Annotated in this window: 13 protein-coding genes; 7 read left to right on the top strand and 6 right to left on the bottom strand. The window is 68.6% G+C overall.

The window, feature by feature from the left end:
* Positions 1-1,907: phosphocholine-specific phospholipase C (locus ACTIGJ_RS19375; protein ID WP_439641963.1), on the bottom strand; the 1,907-nt coding region annotated here is incomplete at its 3' end.
* A 251-nt stretch (positions 1,908-2,158) separates the two neighbouring features.
* Here ACTIGJ_RS19375 and dnaX point away from each other — a divergent pair.
* The 3 genes from dnaX (at position 2,159) to recR (ending at position 4,902) form a co-directional block, all read left to right on the top strand.
* A complete protein-coding gene (gene dnaX, locus ACTIGJ_RS19370; RefSeq protein ID WP_439641962.1) occupies positions 2,159-3,901 on the top strand; it encodes a DNA polymerase III subunit gamma/tau in 1,743 nt (580 codons plus the stop codon).
* 67 nt (positions 3,902-3,968) lie between these two features.
* Positions 3,969-4,286: a YbaB/EbfC family nucleoid-associated protein gene (locus ACTIGJ_RS19365; RefSeq protein WP_439641961.1), complete on the top strand. Its 318-nt coding sequence runs from the start codon at positions 3,969-3,971 to the stop codon at positions 4,284-4,286.
* A gap of 16 nt (positions 4,287-4,302) precedes the next feature.
* Entirely contained in the window at positions 4,303-4,902 is a 600-nt protein-coding gene (recR, locus tag ACTIGJ_RS19360; RefSeq protein ID WP_439641960.1) for a recombination mediator RecR, read from the top strand.
* A gap of 61 nt (positions 4,903-4,963) precedes the next feature.
* Here recR and mfd read toward each other — a convergent pair whose 3' ends face one another.
* Together mfd and ACTIGJ_RS19350 are read right to left on the bottom strand one after the other, a co-directional pair.
* Positions 4,964-8,458 (bottom strand): transcription-repair coupling factor, encoded by a 3,495-nt coding sequence (gene mfd, locus ACTIGJ_RS19355; protein WP_439641959.1) that lies wholly within the window; start codon positions 8,456-8,458, stop codon positions 4,964-4,966.
* Positions 8,459-8,491: 33 nt separating this feature from the next.
* On the bottom strand, positions 8,492-9,412 hold the full coding sequence (locus ACTIGJ_RS19350; RefSeq protein WP_439641958.1) for a metal-dependent hydrolase: 921 nt from the start codon (positions 9,410-9,412) through the stop codon (positions 8,492-8,494).
* Positions 9,413-9,494: 82 nt separating this feature from the next.
* Here ACTIGJ_RS19350 and ACTIGJ_RS19345 point away from each other — a divergent pair, with 82 nt between their 5' ends.
* Both ACTIGJ_RS19345 and radA read left to right on the top strand, forming a co-directional pair.
* Positions 9,495-9,974, top strand: a complete 480-nt coding sequence (locus ACTIGJ_RS19345; RefSeq protein WP_439641957.1) for a hypothetical protein — start codon at positions 9,495-9,497, stop codon at positions 9,972-9,974.
* Between the two features lie 60 nt (positions 9,975-10,034).
* Positions 10,035-11,405, top strand: a complete 1,371-nt coding sequence (gene radA, locus ACTIGJ_RS19340) for a DNA repair protein RadA (protein WP_439641956.1) — start codon at positions 10,035-10,037, stop codon at positions 11,403-11,405.
* 14 nt (positions 11,406-11,419) lie between these two features.
* Here radA and chrA read toward each other — a convergent pair whose 3' ends face one another.
* From chrA to ACTIGJ_RS19325, 3 genes are all read right to left on the bottom strand, one after another.
* Complete coding sequence (gene chrA, locus ACTIGJ_RS19335; RefSeq protein WP_439641955.1) at positions 11,420-12,802, bottom strand: chromate efflux transporter; 1,383 nt, start codon at positions 12,800-12,802, stop codon at positions 11,420-11,422.
* 120 nt (positions 12,803-12,922) lie between these two features.
* Positions 12,923-14,188 (bottom strand): HlyC/CorC family transporter, encoded by a 1,266-nt coding sequence (locus ACTIGJ_RS19330; protein WP_439641954.1) that lies wholly within the window; start codon positions 14,186-14,188, stop codon positions 12,923-12,925.
* Between the two features lie 96 nt (positions 14,189-14,284).
* A complete protein-coding gene (locus ACTIGJ_RS19325; RefSeq protein ID WP_439641953.1) occupies positions 14,285-15,079 on the bottom strand; it encodes a cytochrome C assembly family protein in 795 nt (264 codons plus the stop codon).
* A gap of 161 nt (positions 15,080-15,240) precedes the next feature.
* Between ACTIGJ_RS19325 and ACTIGJ_RS19320 the strand changes: the two genes are divergently transcribed.
* Entirely contained in the window at positions 15,241-16,005 is a 765-nt protein-coding gene (locus ACTIGJ_RS19320) for an MBL fold metallo-hydrolase (RefSeq protein ID WP_439641952.1), read from the top strand.
* 52 nt (positions 16,006-16,057) lie between these two features.
* A partial coding sequence (locus ACTIGJ_RS19315) for a signal recognition particle protein (protein ID WP_439641951.1) occupies positions 16,058-16,896 on the top strand: 839 nt, incomplete at its 3' end.

Here is a 16,896-nt window from a genome sequence, read left to right as displayed (position 1 = left end):
TATTCACAAACCCAAGAGCTCGCCATCGCGGCGTGACTCAATCGAAATGGCCTCCGGGAAAACCGGGGCGGTTCAGTACTGGCGTCGTGGCGGATGCGGACTTCGGGGGCTGCGGCGCGGCGGTCCAGCACGCCGAGCTGGCCGCTGTACTGGCGGTGAAAGCCGTTGGGGCCGAGCAGCCACAGGTCGTACTCGCCGAGATCGGTCAGCAGCGGTCGCCAGATGTCGGCCAGCGCCATGCCGGCTTCCACGGTGTAGCGGCGCGGCAGTTCGCGCAGGTGCAGCCGGTTGTAGACGTGGAAGACCGCGCCGGCGGTGCCGGTGTTGATGAAGTCCAGCCGGATGCCGCGCGGTGACACCGTGGCGTCGGCCGCCAGTTCGTAGGGCAGGGCGCGCGACGGCCGGATGCCGGCCGGCTGCACCGGCAGCTGGCCGTTCCGGCCGCGCGGCGCGGCAATCTGCGGCAGCTGTTCCTGTGCGCGGCGAACGGCGTCGGCCTCGCGGCGGCTCAGGATCGGGGCGGCCGGCAGGCGCGTGTCGTTCGGAGTGGCGAAGTCGAAGCAGCGGGTGAGATCGCCGCAGATGGCGCGGCGGCGCGGGCTGATGTTCGGTTCCATCACGCCGAAACGCGCTTCCAGGAAGCGGATGATCGAGGTGTGGTCGAAGGTTTCCGAGCACACCCAGCCGCCTCGGCTCCACGGCGAGATCACGGTCATCGGCACGCGCGGGCCGGGGCCGTAGGGCCACTGGCGATCGAGCGGGCTGTCGCCGCGATGGCGGTCCTGCCGGTCGTCGACGGTCGAAGCACCGGCTGGCTGGCCATCCAGGCCGATCGAGTGGGCGCTGGGCGGCGGCAGGTGATCGAAGAAACCGTCGTTCTCGTCGAAGGTCAGCAGCAGCACGGTGCGGCTCCACACTTCCGGATCGGCGGTCAGCGCTTCCAGCACCGCCTGCGCGTACCAGCCGCCCTGCACCGGGCTGGACGGCCCCGGATGCTCGGAGTACGCCGCCGGCGCCACGATGTACGACACCTGCGGCAGTCGGCCGGCGAGCACGTCGTCTCGCAGGCCGTCGAGGCTGTTGTTGCCCAGCGTGCTGCTCAGGCCGCGGCTCACCAGCGGCGAGCCGGGGTCGCGCGCGTAGGCGGCGCGGAAGCTCGCGAAGCCTTCCAGCGGGTTGTCGGTGAAGTTGTCGGCCATGTCCTGGTAGACCTTCCACGACACGCCGGCCGCCTGCAGGCGTTCGGGGTAGGTGGTCCAGCGGAAGCCTTCGGCGCTGGGGCCGAGATCGTCGTTGCGGTTGTCGGTGATCGGGCCGCCGCCGAGGCCGTCCGGGTCGTTGGTGCCGGTAAACAGCATCAGCCGGTTCGGGTTGGTGCTGCTGTGGATGGCCGCGTGATAGGCATCGCAGACCGTGAAGGCCCGCGCCAGCGCGAACTGGAACGGCAGTTCCGCTTCCTGGTAGTAGCCCATCGACTGCGCGCGCTTGTGCACTGGCCAGTAGCCGTAGCGGCCGTCGTTCCAGGCGTGGTGGGCGTCGCTCCAGCCGTGCGGCGTGCCGTCCACGCGCTGGGCATTGCCGATCGCGGCGTCGAGATGGAACGGCAGCACGTCCGCGCCGGCCAGGTCGCGCTGATGCCAGATCGGCTTGCCGGAAGCCTGCGGAATCGTGAAGCGATCGCCGAAGCCGCGCACGCCGGGCAAGGTGCCGAAGTAGTGGTCGAAGCTGCGATTTTCCTGCATCAGGATCACCACATGCTCGACATCGCGAATGGTGCCGCTGCGGCTGCGGGCCGGAATTGCCAGCGCCTTCTGGATCGACGCCGGCAGCAGCGCCGCGCCGGCCGTGGCGGCGGTCATCCGCAGGAAAGCCCGGCGGTCGAGGGGCGTACCGGATTCGTCTGCCATCGCTGCGCGTCTCGATGAAATCGAAGGCGGCATGCTCGCGAGGCTTGTGGTCAACGCGGTGAAGGCTGGATGACGATCCCGAGACGGCCCTTGCCATCCGGTCCCGATTTCCGAGCCTCCGTCGGCGCGAACGTGATCGTCCACCGACGGCGCTACGGCCCGCGTGCGGTGACGACGCAGCGCCACCGCATGCACGACGGCCGGCCATCCGCGACAATGCGGCTCCCCGTTTCAAGCCCCCGTGAATCCCTATGAGCTATCTCGCGCTTGCCCGCAAATGGCGTCCGCGCCGCTTCGAGGACGTGCGCGGCCAGGGCCATGTGGTCAAGGCCTTGACCCATGCGCTGGACGCCGACCGGCTGCACCCGGCGATCCTGCTGACCGGCACCCGTGGCGTCGGCAAGACCACGCTGGCGCGAATCATCGCCAAGGGCCTGAACTGCCAGACCGGCGTCAGCGCCAATCCCTGCGGCATCTGCTCCGCTTGCAAGGAGGTCAACGACGGCCGCTTCGTCGACCTGCTGGAAATCGATGCCGCGTCGAACACCGGCGTCGACAACATCCGCGAAGTGATCGACAACGCCCAGTACTCGCCGGCCCGGGGCCGCTACAAGGTCTACCTGATCGACGAAGTCCACATGCTGTCGAAAGGCGCCTTCAATGCGCTGCTGAAGACGCTCGAAGAGCCGCCACCGCATGTGAAGTTCATCCTGGCGACAACAGACCCGCAGAAGCTGCCGATCACGGTGCTGAGCCGTTGCCTGCAGTTCAACCTGAAGCGGCTCAGCGTGGCGATGATCCGCGACAACCTCGCCGACATCCTCAAGGACGAGGCGGTCGAGTTCGAAACCGCTGCGATCACCGAACTGGCGCGCGCTGCCGATGGCTCGATGCGCGACGGCCTGTCGCTGCTCGATCAGGCGCTGGTGTTCGCGGGAGGCGGCCGGCTCGAAGCGGTCGGCGTCGAAGAGATGCTCGGCACTGGCGGCCGCCGCAACCTGCTCGATGTCATCGACGCGCTGGCCGCGCATGACGGTGAGGCGCTGCTGGCCGCACTGCGCCGGCTCGAGGAATCGGCGCCGGATTTCCAGGCGCTGCTGAACGATCTGGCCGCCGCGCTGCAGCGGATCGCGATGCTGCAGCTGCTGCCCGGCTCGGGCGACGAGGACGACGATCCGCGTCTGGCGCCGCTGGCCGAGCGGCTGGCGGTTGACGATGTGCAGCTCTGGTACCAGACCGCCGTGCTCGGCCGTCGCGATCTGCCGTATTCGCCGGACCCGCGCCTGGGTTTCGAGATGACGGTGCTGCGGATGTTCGCGCTGCGGCTTGACGACAGCGCACCGGCGGCACCGGCCGGCGGTGGCGGCGGACGGGCCGTGGCCGCGCCGGCGGCAGCGTCGTCGCGCGCCGGTGCTGCCGATGCGCCGCCCTGGGCCTCGACGGCGCCGGCCGCTGCCGTTGCCGCTGCGCCGCGCAGCGGCAACATCCGGATGCCGGCAACCGCGCCGAAGCCGGCACCGAGCGCAGCGGCCGTCGCCGCGCCGCCGGCTGCCGCATCGGCATCGGTCCCGGCGCCGCTGGCATCGGCTGCACCGGCCAGCACGGCCGAGAGGTGGCACGCGCTGGTCGACACGCTGGGGCTCGATGGCATGACCCGGCAGTTCGCCCGCCATTGCGCCTGGCTGTCGCAGGAAGCCGGCGTGCTGCGTTTCGCGCTCGATCCGCGTGCCAAGCACCTGCAGACCGAGGAGCGCCGCGCGGCGGTCGAAGCGGCGCTGGTCGCCCGGCTCGGCGCGCTGAGCCTGGTGGTCGAGCCGGTCGCGGTGCCCGGCCAGCTGCACCCGGCGGCACTGGACGAGCAGAAGGTGATCGACCGTCAGCGCGATGCCGAAAAGGCCATCGAGCAGGACCCGGTGGTGACCAGCTTCCGCACGCTGTTCGGCGCCACCGTCCGCGCCGGTTCGATCCAGCCGATCGACCCGACCACCCATTGATTGAAGCCGCGGCCGCCCGCCCCATGATCTGGCGAGCGCCCCATTTCCACCGAATCAGGAGAACCGCATGAAAGGTCCGCTCGCCCAGCTGATGCAGCAGGCGCAGAAGGCGCAGGAAACGATGAAGAAGGTGCAGGCCGAGATCGCCGCCACCGAGATCACCGGTGAATCCGGCGCCGGCATGGTCAAGATCACGCTGAACGGCAAGCACGAGGCGCGTCGCGTGGTGATCGACCCGGAAGCGATGAAGGAAGACAAGGAATTCCTCGAAGACCTGATCGCCGCCGCCATCAACGATGCCGCCCAGAAGCTGGAGCGCCATTCGGCCGAGAAGATGAGCAAGGTCACCGCCGGCATGAACCTGCCGCCGGGCATGGGCTTCTGATCACGCGCCGCATCGCATGGCCACTTACACGCCGCGCCTGACCCGCCTCATCGACGCGCTGCGCCGGCTGCCCGGCGTCGGCCCGAAGTCGGCGCAGCGCATGGCCTTTCACCTGCTCGATCGCGATCGTGATGGCGCCGCCTTCCTGACCACCACCCTGGCCGAGGCGCTGACCGGAATCGAACGCTGCCCGCGCTGCCGGATGTTCCGCGAGGACAGTCGCTGCAGCTACTGCGGCGATGCCCGGTTCGCCACCGGCCAGCTGTGCGTGGTCGAACACCCGGCCGATCTGATCGCGGTGGAGAACACCGGCAGCTATCGCGGCCGCTACTTCGTGCTGATGGGCCGGCTGTCGCCGATCGATGGCATCGGCCCGGCCGAGCTGGGTCTCGACAACCTGGCGGCCCAGCTGACCGATGGCGACGTGCGCGAGTTGATCATCGCGATCAATCCGACCGTCGAAGGTGAGGCCACCGCGTATTACCTCGCCGAACTGGCGCGCGCCCGGGGTGTCGCCGTGACCCGCATCGCCCACGGCGTGCCGATGGGGGGCGAGCTGGAATACGTCGACGGCGGCACCCTGGCCCGCGCGCTCAGCGGCCGCATGCCGGTATAGGGCCGCTCACAACCCGCGTTGACCGCGGCGCGACCGTCGAAATGGCGGGTCGCGACCCGACTTACGGCTTGGCGGGTGCCGTCACCAGCCGGCCGAGCAGCGCGGTCAGCAGCGGCGCGCGCTGCGCCGGCTCTTCGAGTTCCTTGGCGGTGATGGTCAGCCGCTTCTGGCCTTCCAGCTTGTAGACCTTTGGCTGGGTCTGGATCAGCTTGATCAGCTTCATCGGCTCGATCGCCGGTGCCGGGCCGAAGTCGAGCATCGCGGTCTTGGCGCCGGCGCGGATCTTGGTGATGCCGGCCGTCTCGCCCAGCTGGCGCAGCAGCGCGGCTTCGCAGAGGCGCTCGGCCTGCGGCGGCAGCAGGCCGAAGCGGTCGATCAGCTCCACCTTCAGCTCTTCCAGCTCGTCCTCGGTCCGGGTTTCGGCGATCCGCTTGTAGAGCACCAGGCGGCTGTGCACGTCCGGCACGTAGTCGTCCGGAATCAGCGCCGAAGAGCCGAGATCGACCTCGCAGGGCGCCTGGCCGAACGGCGCGTCGGCGATCCGGCCGTGGCGCAATGCGCGCACCGCGTTGGCCAGCATCTCGGCGTACATCGTGAAGCCGATTTCCTCGATCTGGCCGCTCTGGTTGTCGCCGAGCAGCTCGCCCGCGCCGCGGATCTCCAGATCCTGCGTCGCCAGCGCGAAGCCGGAGCCCAGCTCGCCCAACTCCTCGATTGCCTGCAGGCGCTTGGCGGCGTCCTCGGTGAGGCTGCGCTTGGACGGTACCAGCAGGTAGGCGTAGGCGCGGTGGTGGCTGCGGCCGACACGGCCTCGGAGCTGATGCAGCTGGGCGAGGCCGAGATGATCGGCGCGGTCGATCAGGATGGTGTTGGCGTTCGGCACGTCGATGCCGGACTCGATGATCGTCGTGCAGACCAGGATGTTGAAGCGGCCGTGGTAGAAATCGAGCATCACCTGTTCCAGCTCGCGCTCGCGCATCTGGCCGTGCGCAAAGCGCACCTTGCCTTCCGGCACCAGGGCCTGGATCTCGCCGGCGAAGCGCTCGATGTCCTTGACCTCGTTGTGCAGGAAATACACCTGGCCGCCTCTGCGCAGTTCGCGCAGGCAGGCTTCGTAGACCAGCGCCGAATCCCACTCCGAGACAAACGTGCGGATCGCCAGACGGGTGCTTGGCGGCGTGGCGATGATCGACAGGTCGCGCAGGCCCGCCATGCTCATGTTCAGCGTGCGCGGGATCGGCGTCGCCGTCAGCGTCAGCAGGTGCACTTCGGCCCGCAGGTTCTTGAGCTTTTCCTTGTGACGGACGCCGAAGCGGTGTTCCTCATCGACGATGACGAGGCCGAGATCGGCGAAGCGAACGTCGTCCTGGATCAGCCGATGGGTGCCGATGACGATGTCGACCTGACCTTTCGCGAGATCGTCGAGCAGCTGGGTCTGCTCCTTCGCCGTGCGCAGCCGGGACAGGCCGGCAATACGGATCGACGGCGCGCCGGCCGGCTCGCCGATCGCTTCGCAGTACTGCGCGAAGCGGTCGCGGAAGTTCTTTTCGTGCTGCTGCACCAGGAGCGTGGTCGGCGCCAGCACGCAGACCTGCTTGCCGTTGACGGCGGCGGCGAACGCCGCGCGCAGCGCCACTTCGGTCTTGCCGAAGCCGACATCGCCGCAGACCACGCGATCCATCGGCTTGGGCTGCGCCATGTCGGCCAGCACGGCGTCGATCGCCTTCTGCTGGTCCGGCGTGGTCAGGAAGCGGAAGCCCTCGTTGAACACCGCGAAGGCATCTTCGTTGACCGGCAGCGCCATGCCTTCGCGCGCGGCGCGGCGCGCCTGAATCTGCAGCAGCTCGGCGGCGACATCGGCGGCCCGTTCGCGGGCCTTGGCGCGCGCCTTCGACCAGCGATCCGAACCCAGGTTGTGCAGCGGCGCGGCCTGCTCCTCGGCGCCGGTGTAGCGGTGGATCTGATTGAGGCTGGCGACTGGCACATAGAGCTTGTCGGCGTCGGCGTACTCCAGCACCAGATACTCGGCTTCCACACCACCAGCATCGCGCCGGATCTGGCCGCGATAGCGGCCGACGCCGTGCTCGACGTGCACCACCGGCGCGCCGAGCTTCAGATCGTTGAGATCGCGGAGGATGGTTTCCGGATCGCGCACCTTGCCGCGCTTGCGCAGGGACACCGGCGCCCGGGCGCCGAACACCTGCGCTTCGGCGATCACGGCGACGTTGGCGGCCGGCAGATCGAGACCGTCCTGCAGCGGGCCGAGCACGATGCCGTAGCGGTTGGCATCGGCCGCGAACGCCGCCCAGCGCTCGTACTGGCGCGGCAGGATGCCAAGGCTCTTGAGCCAGCCGATCAGCGCTTCGCGGCGGCCGGCCGATTCGGCGACGAACAGCGCCCGGCGCGTCGAGGCCTTCAGCAACGCCTTCAGTTCATCGGCGGTGCCGGCGATCGGCGCGCAGCCGAAATCGGCTGCCGCCGGCGCGCCGTCGGCGGCCGGGCCGGCCAGCCGCACCTGCGGGTAGTAGCCCAGTTCCTCGAGTGCCGTCTTCGGCTCGATGAACAGGTCGGCGGGCCGCATCAGCGGCCGTTCGAGATTCCCCGAATAGCGCTCGTAGCGTTCTTCGATCTGCTTCCATTCGGCGGCCAGCGCGGTGTCGAGATCATCGGTGGCGATGATCAGCGCATGCACCGGCAGGTAGTCGTAAAGGCTGGCGACGGCCGCCGTTTCCGGCGCGAAGAACAGCGGCAGATAGGCTTCGATGCCGCCCGGCATCAGGTTCTTCGAGACTTCCGAATAGATCCGCGAGCGCGCCGGATCGCCCGGGAAATACTCGCGGTAGCGGCGCCGGAACACCTCGACGCCGGCCTTGTCGGTCGGGAACTCGCGGGCCGGCAGCAGGCGGATCTCGTCGACCTTGGCCGAGGAGCGCTGGGTGTCCGGATCGAACACCCGGATGGTCTCGACTTCCTCGTCGAACAGGTCGAGCCGGTACGCCTCCGAGGCGCCCATCGGGAAGACGTCGATCAAGGCTCCACGCACCGCGAACTCGCCCTGGGTCTGCACCTCGGACACGCTCTGGTAGCCGGCGGCGATCAGGCGTTCGCGGAAGGCGTGCGGCGGCAGCTTGTCGCCGGCCTTCAGCAACAGCGCCCGGCCATCGAGCCAGCTGCGCGGCGGCAGCCGTTCGAGCAGCGTGCCGGCGGTGACGATCATCACGCCCCGGGTCTGCGACGGCAGCCGATAGAGCGCGGCCAGCCGGTCGGACAGGATTTCCTGGTGCGGCGAGAACGGGTCGTAGGGCAGCGTTTCGGCGTCCGGGAAATGCATCACCGGAATCGACGGATGGGCGAAGAAGCGCAGTTCTTCTTCGAGCTTGTAGGCGTGCTGTTCGCCGTGGGTGATGGCGATCACCAGCCCTTCGTGGCGGGCAGCGGCTTCGGCGATCGCCAGGGCCGCCGAGGCACCCGGCAGGCCGGCCCAGTGCAGGCGTGCGCCAGCCTCCGCAGGCAGCGGCGGCGACAGCAGGATCGGCAGGGAAGGCGGCTTGCTCAAGGGCGCGGATTATGGCCGCGCCCGGCGGTGCTGTCAGCCCATCGGTGAACCGGCTGGCGGGGCCATCCGCAGCATCGCGGCGAGTTTGGCGTGATCGATCGCCAGCACGTCGCCGCCGCTCGCCTCATAGCGCCGCCAGGCGATCTGGATCGGGTTCTGCGCGGTGGTGGCGATCGGGTGCCGGCGCGGGTGGTAGCGGCGGCTGAACACCGGCAGCGCGGCGAGGAACAGCCGGCCGAGCATCTCGCCGCCGAAGGCCAGCGTTTTCATGGCCTGCCACGGCGAGCGCAGCCAGCCTTCCCGGCGCGCCATGCGCGGATACAGCAGCACAGTCTCGCGGGCGATGTGCAGGGCCGCCTTCAGCACCATCCACTTGCGGGTCCATTCGTGCTCGCCGAACAGGTGCTGCCAGACTTCGAAGGCCACCGCGCCGTGTTCGATCTCCTCGACCTGATGCCAGACCCACAGCGCCTTCATCTGCGGATCGGCATCGGCGAACCAGCGATCGTGGTGCTGCAGGATGATCATCCCGGCCAGGAAGGTGAAGGTTTCATAGCCGGCCGTAAAGCCGACGCTGGCTTTCAGGTCGTCCTCGGCGGCGTGCCGCGCGAACCAGGCGATCGAGGCATCGTCGATGGCCACGGCTTCCGGGTAACGGGCGCGCAGGTGCTGGTTGAAGGCGGTCAGGTTGTGCGAGTGGTTGGCTTCCTGGCCGATGATCGCGGTGACGTCGCGCTTGAGCGCGGGGTCCCGGATCTGCTCGCGCGCCCGGCGCAGCGACGCCACCAGATAGCGTTCGAAGTGCGGCACGTGCATCGCCAGCGCATTCAGGAACACCGAGAACGCCGGCTTGGTGCGGCTCCAGACCACCGCCACCGGCTGATCGGCCGCCAGCGGAAAGCGCAGCGGGCGCACCGGAAAGTGATCCATCGGATGCTGCGAATGCTCGGCCATGGCGCACCTCATTGATCGCGGAACGGTGTTAACTTAAATCGCGATGTACCGTTTCGGCAAATCCATCACAAGGGAGCAAAAAATGACCGGCAACACCTCGGCGGCACTGATCAAGCATGGACTGGCAGCACTGCTGGTGGCCCTGATCGGCGGCTTCTTGCTGACTTTCAAGATGCTCGGCGGCATCTCGTTCTCGCCGGTGCCGCTGTTCATCGAATACGACCTGCCGGGCACCGTCGCCGGCTGGCGCGCCGTGCATCTGGGCATGCTGCTGAACGGCATGATGGCGATCGTGCTGGGCATGGTCGTGCGCCTGTTCGTGCTGGCCGATGGCAGCGCCCGCACGGTTCGGCTCGGCGTGCTGATCGCCATCTGGGGCAACTTCTGCTTCTATCTGTTCAGCATGTTCGGCTACAACCACGGCCTGACCCTGGGCAGCAACCGCCTCGGCGAAGGCAATCTGGCCGGCGCGCTGGCCTTCATTCCGGCGGTGATCGGCGCGGTGACCCTGATCACCGCCGTGATCGTGCTGCTGCGTGCGCCGCTGAAGTCGAGCCCCTGACGTCGAAGTTCTGGCGTCGAATCCTGACGTCGAACCCCACCGATCCCGCATCTGTCCACGATGGCCAAGTCCCTGAATCCCGGCGCCGCCAAGCTGCGCTACGTCTGCAACCAGTGCGGTGCCGATGCGCCGAAGTGGGCGGGCCAGTGCGCCGACTGCGGGGAATGGAACACGCTGGTCGAAACCACGACCTCCAAGCCGAAGGCGCGCGCTGGCAGCTTTTCGGTCGAACGCAGCGCCGTGCGCCGGCTCGACGAGATCAGCGGCGAGGATGCCGAGCGGATCGCCACGGGCCTGAGCGAGCTGGATCGGGTGCTTGGCGGCGGCGTGGTCCCCGGCGCGGTGATCCTGATCGGTGGCGATCCCGGCATCGGCAAGTCGACGCTGCTGCTGCAGGCGCTGGCGGCGCTCGAAGGCCGGGTCAGCACCTTGTACGTGACCGGCGAGGAATCGCTGACCCAGGTCAGCCTGCGGGCGCGCCGCCTCGGCCTGCCGCGCCTCGATCTGCCGGTGCTGGCCGAGACCGGGCTGGAAACCATCCTCGACACGCTGAGCCGGACTTCGCCCGGCTTCGTCGTGCTCGACTCGATCCAGACGCTGTACACCGATGCGCTGGATGCAGCACCGGGTTCGGTGTCGCAGCTGCGCGAATGCGCCGCCCAGCTGGTGCGCCACGCCAAGGGCAAGGGCTGCACCATCGTGCTGGTCGGCCATGTCACCAAGGAAGGCGCGATCGCCGGCCCGCGCGTGCTGGAGCACATGGTCGACACCGTGCTGTATTTCGAGCAGGACGTCGGCAGCCGCTACCGCATCGTCCGCGCGGTCAAGAACCGCTTCGGCGCCGTCAACGAGATGGGCGTGTTCGCGATGACCGACGCCGGCCTGAAGGAAGTCAGCAATCCGTCGGCGCTGTTTTTGTCGCGTCATGAGCAGCCGGTGCCGGGCAGCGTCATCACCGTGACCCGGCAGGGCTCCCGTCCGCTGCTGGTGGAAGTGCAGGCACTGGTCGACGCCAGCCAGGGCAGCAATCCGCGCCGCGTCGCGCTGGGTCTGGAAGGCAATCGCCTGGCGATGCTGCTGGCAGTGCTGCACCGCCATGCCGGCGTCGCGCTCGGCGATCAGGACGTGTTCGCCAACGTGGTCGGCGGCATGCGCATCCAGGAAACGGCGGCCGATCTGCCGCTGCTGCTGGCCGCGCTGTCGAGCTTCCGGGGCAGGCCGGTGCCGAACGACACCGTGGTGTTCGGCGAAGTCGGCCTCGCGGGCGAGATCCGGCCGGTGCAGAACGGCGAGGAACGGCTGCAGGAAGCGGCCAAGCACGGCTTCAAGCGGGCGATCGTGCCGGAGGCCAACCGGCCCCGGAAGAGCGTCAAGCTCGATCTGGAGGTGGTGGCCGTGCAGCGGCTGACGCAGGCGCTCGACGCCGTTTAGGCCGCGCCGGCCGGTCAGTCCAGCAGCGCGCGGCTGCCGATGTGGGTCGCGAGCCCCACGAGCGCGCAGACGCCGATCAGCTTCGGCACGCTGATGCCGTGGCGCATCAGTGCCACCGCTGCGGCGATGCCGATCGCCAGCGCCGGCCATTCGAAGCGGCCAGCGAAGCCGGCCGGCCACAGCACATGGAAGGCGAAGAACAGCGCCAGGTTCAAGATCACGCCGACCACGGCAGCGGTGATGCCGGTCAGCGGGGCGGTCAGGCGCAGGTCGTCGCGCGTGGCTTCCACCAGCGGCCCGCCGGCGAGGATGAACACGAACGACGGCAGGAAGGTGAACCAGGTCGCGACACACGCGGCCAGCGCCGCCGATGCGAACAGATGGCCGGGGCCCAGGCTTGCTGCCAGCGCCTCGGTCTGCCAGCCGCCCACGAAGCCGACGAAGGCGACGATCATGATCAGCGGCCCGGGCGTGGTTTCGCCGAGCGCCAGGCCGTCGATCATCTGCGCTGCGCTCAGCCAGCGGAACTGGTTGACCGCCGAGTCGTAGACATATGGCAGCACCGCGTAGGCGCCGCCGAAGGTCACCAGCGCCGCGCCAGAGAAGAACCGCGCCATCGTCGTGATCGGGTTGTCGTGGCCAAGCGTGGCCAGCAGCGCCAGATAGGCCGACAGCCACAGCGCCAGCCCGACGCCGAGTACCGAGAGCAGCCGCGCCGTGCGGTAGCCGGCATGGGCGACGATGGTGTCGTCGTCGATCAGGCTGGGTTGCGGGCTGATCCTGGCAGCGCCGTGGCCGCCACCGGTACGGAAGCGCTGCGGCGCGATCCGGCCACCGACGAAGCCGATGGCGGCAGCGGCGACGACGATCAGCGGAAACGGCAGATGCAGTGCGAAGATCGCGACGAACGCCGCCGCCGCGATCGCCCACAGCGCGGCATTGTTCAGCGCCCGCTTGCCGATCCGCCAGGCCGCGTGGACGACGATGGCGGTCACCGCCGGTTTGATGCCGTAGAGGATGCCGGCGATCACCGGCAGTTCGCCGAAGCGCAGATAGGCCCAGGTCAGCGCGATCAGGATCGCCAGCGACGGCAGCACGAACAGCGCTCCGGCGACGATGCCGCCCCGGGTGCCGTGCAGCAGCCAGCCGATGTAGGTGGCGAGCTGCTGCGCCTCCGGGCCGGGCAGCACCATGCAGTAGTTCAGCGCGTGCAGGAAGCGGCGTTCGGAAATCCAGCGGCGGCGTTCGACCAGTTCGGCGTGCATCACCGCGATCTGTCCGGCCGGGCCTCCGAACGACACGAAGCCGAGCCACAGCCAGAAGCGCAACGCGTGCAGGAACGACACCGGGGCGGGGCGCGCGTCGGCGCCGGTGGGCAGGGTTGCGGGTTCGGTCACGGCGGTCACGGTGCTCCGGCGGGCAAGGCCCGGAAGGGAGCAGAACTTGGACGAAGGATCGTCGGTACGCGGGGCGTCTGCGCAGGCCCCGCTGCGGAGTCTAGCGAAGCGCCGCCGCCGTCAGGTGACGGCCGCCACCGGTCGCACCCTGGCGCTCTTCACGGCGTTGGCGCGGACATCGGTGATCTCGATCTGATACTCGCCGATCGACAGCCGCCGCCCCGGTTTCGGCAGTTCCTGCAGCTGCTCCATGACCAGGCCGTTGAGGGTTTTCGGCCCGCCGGTCGGCAGCTTCCAGCTCAAGCTGCGGTTGAGGCTGCGGATGGTCACCGAGCCGTGCACCAGCACGCTGCCGTCGGCGTCCAGGTAGACGTTCTTGATCCGCGTGGCCGGGTCGGAGGTGAACTCGCCGACCACTTCCTCGAGGATGTCTTCCAGGGTCACCAGCCCCTGGATGTCGCCGTACTCGTCGACCACGAAGCCGATGCGCCGCTTCTGGTCCTGGAAGTTCAGCAGCTGCTGGTTCAGCGGCGTGCCTTCCGGGATGTAGTACGGATCGCGGACCAGGGTCAGCAGGCTGTCGAGCGTCAGGTTGTCCTGCACGGTCAGGCGCAGCACCTTGCGCAGGTGGACGATACCCTTCAGGTCGTCGATCGAGCCGTCGAACACTGGCAGCCGCGTGTGGCTGGACGCGATGATGACTTCGCGGATCTTCTCCCAGGGCTCGGAGATGTCGATGCCGATGATCTCGTTGCGCGGAATCATGATGTCCTCGACGGTGGCCTTTTCCAGGTCGAGGATCGACAGCAGCATCCGCTGGTGGCGCTCGGGAATCATCGCGCCGGCCTCGGCCACCACCGAGCGCAGTTCCTCGCTCGACAGGCTGTGCGCGGCAGCATCTTCCGGGCTGACGCCGAACAGCCGCAGCACGCCGTTGGACAGCACATTCACCACGTAGACCACCGGGTACACGATCCACTGCAGCGTCGTATAGATGTAGGCCGACGGGATGGCGACCTTTTCAGGATGCAGCGCGCTGAGCGTCTTCGGGGCGATCTCGCCGAAGATCAGGATGAAGATCGTCAGCACGCCGGTGGTGGCGGCGATCCACGGGCTGCCGAACAGGTCGAGCGTGATGATGGTGGCGATCGCGGTCGATGCCGAATGCACGGCGATGTTGCCGAGCAGGATCATGCCGATCAGCCGGTCCGGGCGTTCGAGCAGCTTTTCGGCCAGCTTGGCGCCGCGGTGTCCGGACTTCGCCATGTGGCGCAGCCGATAGCGGTTGAGCGCCATCAGCGCCGTTTCCGAGCCGGCGAAGAAGGCCGACAGCAGAAGCAGGAAAACCAGCAGGAACAGCAGCGCAACTAGTGTCTTGTCATCCAACTGGAAACCGGCCTCGTGACCCCCCGTGCCGCATTAAAGCGGAAGCGCGGGGTGGCATGTCAACCCCTGCTGCCGAATCGACGCGGCGTCCGGCCGTCAGTACCAGCTGCGGCCCAGCACCTGTTCGAGGACCAGCTTGGAGCCGAAGTAGGCGAGCACCAGCACCGTGTAGCCGGACAGCGCCCAGCGCACTGCCGTGCGGCCGCGCCAGCCGTGGCGCAGGCGGCCATACAGCAGCAGCCCGAAGGTGAGCCAGGCGCAGAAGCTCAGCACGGTCTTGTGCACCAGGTGCTGGGCGAACAGGTTGTCGACGAACAGCAGGCCGCTGACCAGGGTCAGCGACAGCAGGAAGAAGCCGAAGAAGATCAGCTGGAACAGCAGGCGTTCCATGGTCTGCAGCGGCGGCAGCCGGCGCAGCAGCTGCAGGTTGGAAGGCCGGCGCAGCATGTTGTCGAGACTGAGCGTGGCCACTGCCTGGATCGAGGCCAGGGTCAGCAGGCCGGCGCTGAGCAGCGAGAACACGATGTGCAGGCCGATCTTCCAGTCGGCCAGCGGAATCGGATGGCCGTGGTCGGTGAACAGGGCCGGTGCCAGCGCCCAGATCGCGGTGATCGGGTAGTGCACCACGCCGAGCGCGTGCAGCGGCTCGCGGAAGCAGAACACCCACAGCATCAGCGACGACAGCAGGCCCAGCATCGACACCGATTCGGCGATGCCGATGATCAGGTTCGGGCCGCTGATCACCTGTTGGCCGAGCGCCGCCGCGTGTGCCAGCAGCGCCAGGGTCAGCACCAGATGCTCGCGGTCGAAGCGCGCGCGCAGGGCGCGCCAGCCGGCGAAGGCGTACAGGGCAGCGGCGATCAGGCTGTAGGCGAGGGACATGGAGATCATCACGGCGGATAGACAACGATATCACCGCCGGCTGCGGTAGCCGCAGCAGCAGCCGGGCGGTGCGGGGCTGAGCGCGGGCTGTCCTTGGGCGGATTGGCGACGCTGGCCGAGCGGGCAAAACGCCGTGCTACATTCCGGCCTCGCTCGAACTGCTGACGCTCATGCAGATCAGGATTCTCGGATGCAGCGGCGGGATCGGCCCCGGCCTGCGCACCACCACCCTGCTGGTCGATGGCGTGATGTTGATCGATGCCGGCACCGGTGTCGGCGACCTGCCGGCCCAGGCGCTGGCCGAAATCCGCAGCGTGTTGCTCACCCATGCGCATCTCGATCACGTCTGTGGGCTCGCTTTCATGGCCGACAACCTGTTCGGCGAGATCGATCACGCGCTGCAGGTGCATGCGATTCCGGAAACCCTCGCGGTGCTGCGCCAGCATGTCTTCAACTGGCAGCTGTGGCCGGATTTCACGACCCTGCCGGACCCGGTCAACCCGCTGCTGGTGCTGCAGCCGCTGGAGGCGGGCCGGCCGCTGACGATCGGCGCGCTGCGGATCACGCCGTTCGCGGTCTCGCACACGGTGCCGGCGGTGGGCTACGCGATCGAGTGCGACACCGGTGTGTTCGCGTTCACCGGCGACACCCACGCCAGCGATGCGCTATGGGCGGCGCTGAACGCGCTGCCGCGACTCGATCACCTGATGATCGAGGTCGCCTTCCCGGACGAGGAAGGCGCGCTGGCCGATCGTTCCCGCCATTTCACGCCGGCCGGGCTGGCTGCCGAACTGGACAAGCTGCGGCACCAGCCGATGCTGCACCTGACCCACGCCAAGCCCGGCAGCGAGCAGCGCATTGCCGCGCAGTGCGCGCTGGCCCTGCGCGGCCGGCGCTACCGGCATCTGCGCTGCGGCGACGACATTCAGGTCTAGCGGCTCCGGCATAATCGCGCCGCCCGCATCCTTCACCGGCAGTGCCGATCGCATGTTCGAAAACCTCAGTTCCCGCCTGACCCGCACGCTCGACGCCCTGCGCGGCCAGGGCCGTCTGACCGAAGACCAGGTCGCCACCGCTGCCCGCGAACTGCGCATGGCGCTGCTGGAAGCCGATGTCGCGCTGCCGGTGGTCCGCGATTTCATCGACAAGGTGAAGGCGCGCGCGGTCGGCGCCGAAGTCACCGAAAGCCTGACCCCCGGTCAGGCGATGCTGCGCGTGGTCCAGCAGGAACTGACCGCCACGCTCGGCGGCACGGCCGAGCCGCTGAACCTGCGCGCCCAGCCACCGGCGGTGATCCTGATGGCTGGCCTGCAGGGCTCGGGCAAGACCACCTCGACCGGCAAGCTGGCGCTGCGTCTGCGCGAGGTCGACAAGAAGAAAGTCATCGTCGTGTCCTGCGACGTCTACCGCCCGGCGGCCATCGAGCAGCTGCGCGTCGTCGCCGAATCGGTCGGTGTGGAATGGTTCGCGTCGACCGGCGCGGACCAGCCGGTGGAAATCGCCAAGGCCGCGCTGGCGCACGCCAAGCTGCAGTTCGCCGACATCCTGATCGTCGACACCGCCGGCCGCCTCGGCATCGACGAAGAAATGATGCAGGAGGTCGCCGCACTCCATGGCGCGCTGAATCCGGTCGAAACCCTGTTCGTGGTCGACTCGATGACCGGCCAGGACGCCGCCAACACCGCCAAGGCCTTCGCTGATCGCCTGCCGCTGACCGGCGTGATCCTGACCAAGACCGACGGCGACTCGCGCGGCGGTGCGGCGCTGTCGGTGCGCCATGTCACCGGCAAGCCGGTCAAGTTCATCGGCGTCGGCGAAAAGAGCGG

The sequence above is a fragment of the Nevskia sp. genome, from assembly GCF_051860985.1.
GTDB lineage: Bacteria > Pseudomonadota > Gammaproteobacteria > Nevskiales > Nevskiaceae > Nevskia.
The sequence above is the reverse complement of the archived record's forward strand: the minus strand, read 5'-3'. Positions and strand labels throughout refer to the sequence as shown.

What these genes read in the sequence shown, in the direction of transcription:
- dnaX (WP_439641962.1), top strand. Translation starts at nt 2,159, where the DNA reads ATGAGCTATCTCGCGCTTGCCCGCAAATGGCGTCCGCGCCGCTTCGAG.
- ACTIGJ_RS19365 (WP_439641961.1), top strand. Translation starts at nt 3,969, where the DNA reads ATGAAAGGTCCGCTCGCCCAGCTGATGCAGCAGGCGCAGAAGGCGCAG.
- recR (WP_439641960.1), top strand. Translation starts at nt 4,303, where the DNA reads ATGGCCACTTACACGCCGCGCCTGACCCGCCTCATCGACGCGCTGCGC.
- ACTIGJ_RS19350 (WP_439641958.1), bottom strand. Translation starts at nt 9,412, where the DNA reads ATGGCCGAGCATTCGCAGCATCCGATGGATCACTTTCCGGTGCGCCCG.
- ACTIGJ_RS19345 (WP_439641957.1), top strand. Translation starts at nt 9,495, where the DNA reads ATGACCGGCAACACCTCGGCGGCACTGATCAAGCATGGACTGGCAGCA.
- radA (WP_439641956.1), top strand. Translation starts at nt 10,035, where the DNA reads ATGGCCAAGTCCCTGAATCCCGGCGCCGCCAAGCTGCGCTACGTCTGC.
- ACTIGJ_RS19325 (WP_439641953.1), bottom strand. Translation starts at nt 15,079, where the DNA reads ATGATCTCCATGTCCCTCGCCTACAGCCTGATCGCCGCTGCCCTGTAC.
- ACTIGJ_RS19320 (WP_439641952.1), top strand. Translation starts at nt 15,241, where the DNA reads ATGCAGATCAGGATTCTCGGATGCAGCGGCGGGATCGGCCCCGGCCTG.